This window comes from Salinicola sp., assembly GCF_982684285.1.
Genome location: NZ_CEXLVS010000057.1, coordinates 9,464 through 18,940 on the forward strand (window position 1 = coordinate 9,464; position 9,477 = coordinate 18,940).

The 9,477-nt window shown below is 66.0% G+C and carries 8 protein-coding genes; 2 read left to right on the top strand and 6 right to left on the bottom strand.

Annotated features, from left to right (window positions below):
- Both AC3AYF_RS07125 and AC3AYF_RS07130 read right to left on the bottom strand, forming a co-directional pair.
- Positions 1 to 784 (bottom strand): lactonase family protein (locus AC3AYF_RS07125; protein ID WP_295036497.1); only part of this gene is annotated, 784 nt, incomplete at its 3' end.
- A 159-nt stretch (positions 785 to 943) separates the two neighbouring features.
- Positions 944 to 1,954, bottom strand: a complete 1,011-nt coding sequence (locus tag AC3AYF_RS07130) for a DNA topoisomerase IB (protein WP_295036496.1) — start codon at positions 1,952 to 1,954, stop codon at positions 944 to 946.
- A gap of 156 nt (positions 1,955 to 2,110) precedes the next feature.
- Between AC3AYF_RS07130 and AC3AYF_RS07135 the strand changes: the two genes are divergently transcribed.
- Positions 2,111 to 3,355 carry a DUF2254 domain-containing protein gene (locus tag AC3AYF_RS07135; RefSeq protein ID WP_295036495.1) on the top strand — a complete coding sequence of 415 codons (1,245 nt, stop codon included), beginning with the start codon at positions 2,111 to 2,113 and terminating at the stop codon, positions 3,353 to 3,355.
- Positions 3,356 to 3,368: 13 nt separating this feature from the next.
- Here the strand turns inward: AC3AYF_RS07135 and efeO (AC3AYF_RS07140) are convergent, their stop codons facing one another.
- The 4 genes from efeO (AC3AYF_RS07140) to efeU all read right to left on the bottom strand — a co-directional run bounded on the left by efeO (AC3AYF_RS07140) (position 3,369) and on the right by efeU (position 7,785).
- Positions 3,369 to 4,232: an iron uptake system protein EfeO gene (gene efeO / locus AC3AYF_RS07140; RefSeq protein ID WP_295036494.1), complete on the bottom strand. Its 864-nt coding sequence runs from the start codon at positions 4,230 to 4,232 to the stop codon at positions 3,369 to 3,371.
- A 141-nt stretch (positions 4,233 to 4,373) separates the two neighbouring features.
- Complete coding sequence (gene efeB, locus AC3AYF_RS07145) at positions 4,374 to 5,672, bottom strand: iron uptake transporter deferrochelatase/peroxidase subunit (RefSeq protein WP_295036493.1); 1,299 nt, start codon at positions 5,670 to 5,672, stop codon at positions 4,374 to 4,376.
- 106 nt (positions 5,673 to 5,778) lie between these two features.
- Positions 5,779 to 6,933 carry an iron uptake system protein EfeO gene (gene efeO / locus AC3AYF_RS07150; protein ID WP_295036492.1) on the bottom strand — a complete coding sequence of 385 codons (1,155 nt, stop codon included), beginning with the start codon at positions 6,931 to 6,933 and terminating at the stop codon, positions 5,779 to 5,781.
- Positions 6,934 to 6,936: 3 nt separating this feature from the next.
- The gene (efeU, locus tag AC3AYF_RS07155) at positions 6,937 to 7,785 is read right to left on the bottom strand and encodes an iron uptake transporter permease EfeU (RefSeq protein WP_295036491.1); all 849 of its coding nucleotides are present in this window, start codon (positions 7,783 to 7,785) and stop codon (positions 6,937 to 6,939) included.
- Positions 7,786 to 8,180: 395 nt separating this feature from the next.
- Here efeU and gbdR point away from each other — a divergent pair, with 395 nt between their 5' ends.
- Positions 8,181 to 9,308, top strand: a complete 1,128-nt coding sequence (gbdR, locus tag AC3AYF_RS07160) for a choline metabolism transcriptional regulator GbdR (RefSeq protein WP_295036490.1) — start codon at positions 8,181 to 8,183, stop codon at positions 9,306 to 9,308.
- Positions 9,309 to 9,477 lie beyond the last annotated feature (169 nt).

Sequence of the window (9,477 nt, forward strand, 5' to 3'; positions counted from 1 at the left end):
GGATGTGCAGGGCGGCGGCCCAGATGCGCGGCGCATCGTCCCCGGCGGGAATCTCTTCACGGGGCATGCCCGGCGCGAGGCCGTGGCTCTCGGGCAACCCCTGGCAGATGCCGACCCGGCTCAGCGTGCCGCTGTCGGCGTCCAGCGCGAAGGTCGTGACCGTGGCATCGAACTCTCCCAGTACGTAGACGAATCGTCCGCTGGGCGAAAACACGAAGTGGCGTGGGCCGGAACCGGCAGCCGTCTCGGCGACGGCCGGCTCGTTGGGGGCGAGCGCGCCGTCGGCGAAGTAGAACTGGGCCAACTGGTCGTCGCCCAGGTTGGTGGCAATGACGTGGTGATTGTCCGGCGTCGCCTGGATGGCATGCGCGCGGCTGCCGGTGCCCAGCGTCTGGGTGGCATCACCGGCGACGCCGTTGTCGTCGATGGGGCTGACGCTGACCAGGTTGCCGCCGTAGGATGCGGCCAGCAGGTAGCGGCCGGTACGGTCGGTGGCGATGTAGGCCATGCTGCCGTAGAGCGCGCCACTACCCAGCGCCGTCAGCTCCCCGGTGCTGGCTTCGATGCGATAGCTCAGGACCCGCAGCGGATCGCTGCGGATCGCGGCGTAGAGATACCTTCGATCGGGACTGACGGCCAGCGGCATCACATTCTCTGCCGCCTCGATGGTGGCCAGGGGGACCAGCGCCTCGTGCTGGCGATCCAGACGATAACTGCCAATGGTTCCATCGCCGGCGTTGGCGACGTAGACGACGGTATCGAGCGCGGGTTCGGCTGGAGACATGGGGCGTTCCTGAGCGGTTGACAGTGTTCGTGCAAAAGCCTCGTCGTCCCGAAGCGTGTCGACCGTTGGCGCGGTGACGACGAATGGCAGAGGGATGAAGCTCCGTTGTAGCATCGGCCGGCCATTGGCGTCGATTGCCGATAGGTCGAGCCGATGCCCTCAGCGCCTGCCATCCAGCCGGCTCTGCAGCAGCTTGAGAATGGCGCGCTCGTCGGGGCCGGTCAGCTCGTCGTCTTTCGCCAGTTCGGTCTCGACCAGCTTGCGGAAATGTTCCAGCGTCCGGCCATCGAGATAGCTCTCGACGACACGCGGGTCGATATAGCTCGCCTTGGCGATGCTCGGCGTATTGCCCAGCGTCTTGGCGACCCGCTCGACGGCCTGGCGCACGTTGCCCTGGCTTGTCCTGTCGTTGTCGCCGGGCCCCAGCTCCTCCAGCGCCAGCGCGGCGATCGAGGTTCCGGCCCAGGTCCGAAAATCCTTGGCGCTGAAGCGCTCGCCCATCACCTCGTGGATATAGTCGTTGAGGTCGTGGCTATCGACCTTGACCTTGTGGCCGTCGTCATCGAAATACTTGAAGATCTCGTAGCCGGGAATGTCGTCGAGCTCGCCGACGATCTGCGCCAGGCGTTCATCCTCGACCACCCGATGCTGGTCCTGCCCGCTCTTGCCCCGGTAATCGAAGATCAACTCGTCGCCGTCGATGGTCAGGTGTTTCGAACGCATGGTCGTCAGGCCATAGGAGTCGTTCTCCTCGCGGTAGCGCTCGCTGCCGGGCCGGAAGTAGGCGCTATCGATCAGTCTGACCATGCAGGCGAGGACCTTTTCCCGTGGCATGCCGTCGAGTAGCAGGTGCTGGCCGGTCACCCGTCGCATCGGCGTCAGGCGCTGGGCGAACTCGACGATTCGGTCGAATTTCAGTATCTCGCGCTTCTGGCGCCACTTGGCGTTGTAGACGTACTGCTTGCGGCCGGCGCTGTCGCGGCCCGTGGCGTGGATATGGTGGCGCTTGTCGAGCACGACCTCGACCTCCTGCCAGGCCGGCGGAATGGCCAGCGATGCGATCCAGTCGCGCCATGCCTCGTCCTTGAGTGTCTTGCCGTCGTCCAGGCGGTAGGTGAATCCCTTGCCGCAACGGTGGCGGGTGACTCGCTTCGGGGTTTTGGCAGTCATGGCAAACTCCTTTTGCCGAAACCGATCATCGGTGTTGTCCGCCGTCATTGGCGTGACAGATTCGAGATCAGGATAGCCCAGCGCCGCTAAAACACTCGATGCACGACGGTTTGACCTAGACTGGGCGAATTCTGGTCCAGGAACGGGAGTGGCGAGATGGTAGGACGTTTTCGATGGGTGTGGCGCCGGCTACACCGATCCTTGTGGTATCGCGCCACGCTCTTTTCGTTGGGCGGGTTGCTCACGGCACTCGTCGCCTGGCTGGCGTCGCCCTGGTTGGACATCCCATCGGTCGTCAGCATCGGCTCACGGTCGGTGGACAGCATCCTCAATATCATCGCCTCCAGCATGCTGGCGGTTACCACTTTCTCGTTGAGCGTGATGGTAACGGCGTATGGCTCGGCGACCAGCAACGTCAGCCCGCGGGCGACACTGCTGCTGATCGAGGACCGCATCACGCAGAACACCCTGGCGACGTTCATCGGCGCGTTTCTCTTCAGCCTGGTCGGCATCATCGCCCTGGCTGCCGATGTCTACGACGCAGACGGCCGCACGCTGCTGTTCGCCGCGACGATCGTGGTCATCGTGCTGGTGGTCTATCAACTGATCAAATGGGCCGGTTATCTGACCCGGCTGGGCCGGGTGCGGGACACCATCGCCAAGGTCGAGCGCGCGGCGAGCGATGCCTTCCAGTCTCGCATCGAGAACCCGTACCTCGGCGGCCAGGCAATGCCGGCGCAACGCCCGCCGGGACAGCATCCCGTTCGTGCCGACGAGGTTGGCTACGTTCAACACATCGACATGCCGCTGCTCGATTCGTTGGCGACCAACGAGCGAGAAGCGATCTACGTGCAGGTGCTGCCGGGCAAGTTCGTCGATAGCAGCGTCGTACTGGCGACAAGCGGCGAGACCAGCGACGAGCGGATCAGGAAGATTCGCACCGCTTTCACCATTGGCCCGTCGCGGCGCTTCGAGCAGGACCCGCGCTTCGGCATCATCGTGCTGGCCGAAGTTGCCTCCAAGGCGCTCTCGCCGGGTATCAACGATCCGGGCACCGCCATCGACGTGATTGGCTGTGGCGTTCGCGTGCTGACGCCGTGGGCAAGGCATGCGGCCGACGGTATCGATGAAGCCGAACAGCCCGCCTCTCATGTCTTCGTCGAGCCACTCTCGACGGCCGATGTGTTCGAGGATTTCTTCACGCCGATTGCACGGGACGGTGCCGCCACGGTAGAGATCGGGATCCGGCTGCAGAAGGCGTTGAGCGCGCTGGCGCCGATCGGTGACGAGCGCCTCGGGCGTCTCGTCACCGACCACCGCGAACTTCTGCTCAAGCGCTTCGACCAGGGGCTGACGCTGGACGACGATCGCCAGCGGGTCAGACGCGCGGCGAACGACTGACCCGCGGGGCGGTTCAGTTCAGGCCGAGCAGACCGCGAAGCGTCGACAGGTCCTCGGCGAGCACGGTCACCGGGCCGGTCAGGGCTCGGCGGTCGGCAGCGCTGACCCGGTCGTAGGATTCGAAGCCCGCACTGGGGTCGTCGGCCTCCAGGCGGTAGTCGGCCAGGGTCTCTTCCACGTCGTCGAAGTTGTCCTGGACGCGCTCGACGAACCCGACGTCCTCCTGCGCGGCCAACGGCTTGAACAGCTCGAAGATTTCCCGGGCGCCGTCAACATTGGCCTGGAAATCCCACAGGTCGGTGCGGCTGTAGCGATCCTCCTCGCCGGAGACCTTGGTCGCCGCGACCTCTTCCATCAGGGCGGCGGCCCCGCCGACGACCGTCTCGGGCGGGAAGGTCAGGCCCTGGACGCGAGCGTCGAGGTCGTCGACGTCGTCCATCAGGCCCTGGGCGTACTTGTCCATGCCCTCGGTGCTGTGGTCATGGAACAGGGCGTACTCGAGGCGGTGGAAGCCGGTGAAGTCGGGGTCCTCGATGCCTTTCTCGTAGTCGTCCTCCCGCGCGTCGATGCTGGCGTCGAGGTCGGCGAACAGCTCGGCAATGGGCTCGATGCGCTCGTAGTAGACCCGGGTCGGGGCGTAGAGCGCCTGCGCCTTCTCGACGTCACCGGCCTGGACGGCGGCGGTGAAGTCCCGGGTGTGGCTGACCAGTTGCTCGAGGTTGTCGAGTACGTAGAGCTTGTAGTCGGCGACCGGGCCGACCAGCGCTTCCGGCGCCACCGCCGCCTGGGCGGCTGGAGTCGTGACAAGGGCGGTGAGAGGCGCGAGCGGTAGTAGCGCGAAGGCGCCGGTAGCGATCCACTGTCGGGTTGTCTTCATTGTCTGTCTCCGTTGAATGATCCGAGTGCCAGTCGGCGGTCATGAATCATCGGCTCGTCGTCGCGAGCGCGGTTGTCTTCGATAACGACTCTGGGTGCCCGAGTGTTGATGCCCGAATCTCGCTTCCTTGGCCGAGCGGGCTCAGGCAGAGGCGGCCAACAGGCCGCTGCCCAGGAAATCGCTGTCGTCCCGTGCCCCGGGCAGCACGAAGAAGTAGCCGCCGCCCACCGGCTTGATGTACTCCTCCAGCGGCTCGCCGTCGAGGCGGCGCTGAACGGTGATGAATCCCGCCACCAGGTCCGCCTGGAAGCAGAGGAACAGCAGCCCCATGTCGAGCTGGCCGTTGGCCTCGACGCCGTTGGAGTAGTTGAACGGTCGCCGCAGGATGCGATTCTTCTCGGTGGCGGGCGTGCGCGGATTGGCCAGCCGGATATGGGCGTCGAGCGGGGTGATCTTGCCCTCCGGGTCCCGTGAGTAATCGGGGACGTCCTGCTCCCTGCCTTCCGCGGCGTTGTCGGAAAGCGGTGCGCCGCTCATCTTGCGACGGCCGAAGATCATCTCCTGCTCATGCAGCGGCGTGCGATCCCACCGCTCGACGAAGTTGCGGATGATACGCGCCGCGAGATAGCTGCCGCCGCGAGCCCAGGCCGGTTCGTCGTGATCCCGGCCGACCCACACCAGCTCGTCCATCAGCGCCTCGTCGTCTCCACTCGGATTGGCGGAACCGTCGCGGAAGCCGAGGAAGTTACGCGCACTGCCGTCGATATCGCCCGGCGCGGGCGGCAGCGGCGGCACGGTGCCTTCCTGCTTCCAGCGCACCATCAGCAGCCCCGGCGTGTTCTTGATGATGTCGCGCAGCGCGTGGTAGCCGGTGTCCAGGGTGTTGGCGCAGATCTGGAGCGCCAGGTCGCCATGGCAGCGTGCGGCGTCCAGCGCGTCGTTGGGAAAGCCCTCCATGCGCTGCAGGCGTTGCGGCCGGGCGCTCGCCAGACCGTAGCGCCGGTCGAACAGGGAGGCGCCCACCGCCAGGGTCATGGTCAGGCCGTCAGGGGCGATCACGGGACCCAGGATGCCGGAGTCCGGTGGCGGAAACAGCGGGTCGCGTTCGGGAATCCTGCCGCCCTGGGTCAGAAAGGCCATCCGCTCGGTCAGTATCTTCAGCAACCTTTCCAGGTCGTCCCGGTCCCGTGCCAGGACGTCGAACGCGACCAGCATGCCGGTGGCCGGGCGGGGAGTGACGACGCCCTGCTGATGCTCGCCGTGAAAGGGGTAGCGCAGCTGCGAGTCCTGCGCCTGCGGCGCGCTGGTCACGTCCTGGCCATGTCCGCTGGCGGCCAGGGCCGGGCAGGTGCCACCGAGCCCGATCCCGCCGAGTCCCAGGCCAAGGCCGGTCAAGCCGGCGCCCTTGAGGAAGCGACGGCGTTCACGATGGGCGGGCACGGGCGTGTCCGCCTGGGGAGGTGCTGTCTGGGAAAGGTCTGTCCGGCGATGAAAGGGACAGCCTGAATGACGATCGAACTGACTCATGGGCGATGACCGATGTCGATTAACCTTCCAGGGTGAGGGTTTGATTGATGCCGGCGAGGGAGTCGGCCAGGGTGCCGGTCGCCTGCAGCAGGGCCCCGGCGGCAACGCCGGATGGCGTCGACGAATCGATGGCCGTCGGAAGATCCCGCTGTAGCGCCTTCAGGTTGGCCTGCAGGGTCTGGTGGGCGGCGGGAGATCGATGCTCCAGCAGTGGCGACAGCAGCGAGACGATCTTGTCGGCTCCCTCCGTCAGGGCGACAAGATCGGCGAGATCCCGGCCCGCGATGGCGCTCCCTTCGCGGTGATGATCGAGCCACGCTTCCAGCACGCGGGAGGTGCCGGCGGCCAGCTGGGCCGGCGGGATCGAGGCGTGCTTCAGCCGCTCGGCGAGGGTGTCCACATCGGCCACCAGCTGCGCGGCCACGGGATTCAGGCCAGCGGTTCCCTGATGCCCGAACAGCCCGGCGGCGAGCCGGTGGAAGCCGACGAAGGCGGGGTCCGCTTCGCGCTGTTCGAAGTCGTCGGCGCGGGCGTTCAGGCGCTGATCGATATCGCTGTAGAGCCCGATGGGCATGGCGAGATGCAAGTCGATGCGACGCGCTTCCCGATAGGCCCGGCGGGCGGCATCGAGATCGTCGGCGGCGACGGCGTCGCGCAGCTCGACGACACTGGTGCGGAGCTTGCGCAACTGCAGCGTGGTATAGACTCGGTACTCGGCCAGCGGCCCGACGAAGGCGGTCGCCGGAAGGGCGGAAGCCGGAGCGCTCGAATCGCCGGCGACGACATGCAGGGTGCCGCGTGGATTGCTGAGCAGGCCGCAGGTCATCGCGTAATCACCCGCCTTCAGCGTCGCGGTCAGCGGCTGGCGCAGGCCGGGCGCGATGTTCTCTCGCTCCGCGAGCACCATCACGCCGTCGATGATCTCCCATTCGATGGCCCGATCCGACCGGTTCACCACGGTGAACGTGCGCTGTCCGGCAGGCACTTCCAGGCGGTTGGGCTCGCAACCGCTGGCGGTCACCTCGACGACCTGGCCGTCGTCGCCGACCGGATTGACGGCCCGCAGCGAGAGCGTGAAAACGCCCAGGGCGACCAGCATCAGCAGAAACGACAATGCCATCCCCAGGCGCAGGGTGCGGGGGGAGGGCGGCGCGATGGAAGCGGCCTGTGACATGGCTCAGGCTCTCCCGTGCCGGGGCTGGGTCGCCGCTGCTGCCCGGGTCGATGACGGACGAAGCCACAGCAGCCACGACGCGACCGCCAGATAGCCGACATAAGCCACGACCTCACTCACCGTGGGGGCCGGCTGGTAGCCGAAGATGCCTGAAAACAGCGACCCCAGCGGCGTGTCCAGCGGCAGACGGTCGCTCAGGTCGAAAACCACCTCCTGGGCGTGATTCCAGAGGCCTGCTTCATGCAGCGCGCGTACCGAGCCGGCGAACAGGCCGGCCGCCACCAGCAGGATGAACAGGCCGGTGAGGCGGAAGAAATGCGCCAGCGGCAGCCTCAAACTGCCACGATAGAGGGCCAGGCCGGCGACGGCAGCGACGATCAGGCCCAGCAGCGCACCCAGCGGCGCCTCCGAGCTGCTGCTCTGCTGGAACACCGCCAGCAGAAAGAAGATCGATTCCAGTCCCTCGCGCGCCACGGCGAGGAAGACCATGGCGATCAGGGCGTAGGTGTGACGGCGTCCGCTATGGAACGTCTCGTCGAGCGCCCGGGTGAGGTCCCGCCGCATGCCGCTGGCGGCGCGGCGCATCCACATCACCATCCAGGTCAGCACGCCGACGGCGAGAAAGCCGACCAGGGCCTCGAACAGCTCCTGTTGACGCTGGGGGAATTCGGCGCTGGCGAACTGCAACCCCGCGCCAACGAACAGGGCGAGGGCGACCGCCAGGAAGATGCCGATCCATACCGCGGGCATCCAGGCGCCGCGGCCGGTCTGACGGAGATAGCTGGCGATGATGCCGACGACCAGGGCCGCTTCCAGCCCCTCTCTCAGCATGATCAGAAAGGGTACCAACATGGCAGACATCCAACGGTGGGTCGCGGTGAACGACGACGGGGCGACAAGGGTACGGTAACGCTGTGAATGATACTCGTTATCACCTTTGCCCGGTAACACTTTTTCACGTTCTGCTCGAATCGCGACACCGCTGGAGCGTGGGGATGACAGTCTGTTCTAAAAACGACGTCGAGGTGCCTAATGACGATGACGATGTCGCGCAGAGATAAAAACGCATGCGTCGCATGGTCACAGGGATTACAGTCGAAACAGACCGGTCGAGACGCTGAAAAGTCACGTGACGGTCGCACTCGAGCGCCGTTCGGCGCCGATGAAGTCGCAGTGGACCGAGAGCGATAGACGCCAGGGAACCGCAATAACAATAACCGCCGAACCATCCTTGGAGGAGACATGAAATGGCAATCACCCCCGCTCGTGGTAGCGCCCCCACCCCCGCCGGCGCCGTGCCCGAACCGCAAACGCTTGGCTTCCTGCTGCTGGAAGATTTCACCCTGATCTCTTTGGCATCGGCTATCGAGCCGTTGCGGATGGCCAATCAACTTGCCGGACGCGAGCTCTACCGCTGGTACGTGATGACCATGGATGGCGCCCCCGTTCGGGCGAGTGACGGCATGCAGGTGACACCGGATGCCAGTGCCCATTCGCCGCTGCGGCTGGACTGGCTGGTGGTATGCGGAGGTGTCGCTCCCCAGCGCTCCGTCACCCCGGCCCTGCTGACCTGGCTGCAGAGCCGTCAGCGCCAGCTGCGGCGGGTGGGGTCGGTCTGTACCGGCAGCTGGGCACTGGCCCAGGCGGGGCTGCTGAACGGTTACGACGCCAGCATTCACTGGGAGTGCCTGGCCGCGATCCAGGAGGCCTATCCGCGCACCGCGTGGAGCACCCGGCTATTCTCGATCGATCGCGACCGCTTCACGGCCTCCGGCGGTACGGCACCGCTGGACATGATGCTCAACCTGATCGGGCGCGACCACGGGCGCGAGCTGTCGGCGGCCATCTCCGAGATGTTCATCTACGAGCGGGTTCGCGGCGAGGAGGACCAGCAGCGGGTGCCGCTCAAGCATGTGCTGGGCACCACGCAGCCGAAACTTCTCGAGATCGTGGCGTTGATGGAAGCCAACATCGAGGAGCCGATCGAGCTCGACGAGCTGGCCAGCTACGTGGATGTCTCCCGGCGCCAGCTCGAACGCCTGTTCCAGCGTCACCTGCACTGCTCCCCGTCGCGCTACTATCTCAAGTTGCGGCTGACGCGAGCGAGGCAGCTGCTCAAGCAGACGCCGTTGCCGATCATCGAGATCGCCTCCGCCTGCGGTTTCGTCTCCACTCCCCACTTCTCGAAGTGTTACCGCGAGTATTTCGGCACGCCGCCGCGCGAGGATCGTGGCGAAACGCTGAAGATTCGTCGGCTGGAGCCTGCGGTGGCCCCATTGGCGGACAACGATCCGCTGATGCAATTCAGCAGTGCAACGGTGGCCTTGAGCCACGCCCGCGGGGAGCCGACCTACGCCAGTATCGCGCTGGGCTGAGGGGACGGTTCTCACATCCGGATCGGGCGGCCCTCGTGCCGCCCGTTGTCGTTGCCCGGCCAGCTGTCATTGCGACGCCTGGCCTATCCCACGGGCAGAGACTAGGGTTTGTATGAAAAGTCGGCGAGCGAAGGCAAGACAAGGCAAAAATCGGCGAAAGAGGACCGGG

What these genes read in the sequence shown, in the direction of transcription:
- gbdR (WP_295036490.1), top strand. Translation starts at nt 8,181, where the DNA reads ATGGCAATCACCCCCGCTCGTGGTAGCGCCCCCACCCCCGCCGGCGCC.
- efeO (WP_295036494.1), bottom strand. Translation starts at nt 4,232, where the DNA reads ATGAAGACAACCCGACAGTGGATCGCTACCGGCGCCTTCGCGCTACTA.
- AC3AYF_RS07130 (WP_295036496.1), bottom strand. Translation starts at nt 1,954, where the DNA reads ATGACTGCCAAAACCCCGAAGCGAGTCACCCGCCACCGTTGCGGCAAG.
- efeO (WP_295036492.1), bottom strand. Translation starts at nt 6,933, where the DNA reads ATGTCACAGGCCGCTTCCATCGCGCCGCCCTCCCCCCGCACCCTGCGC.
- efeU (WP_295036491.1), bottom strand. Translation starts at nt 7,785, where the DNA reads ATGTTGGTACCCTTTCTGATCATGCTGAGAGAGGGGCTGGAAGCGGCC.
- AC3AYF_RS07135 (WP_295036495.1), top strand. Translation starts at nt 2,111, where the DNA reads ATGGTAGGACGTTTTCGATGGGTGTGGCGCCGGCTACACCGATCCTTG.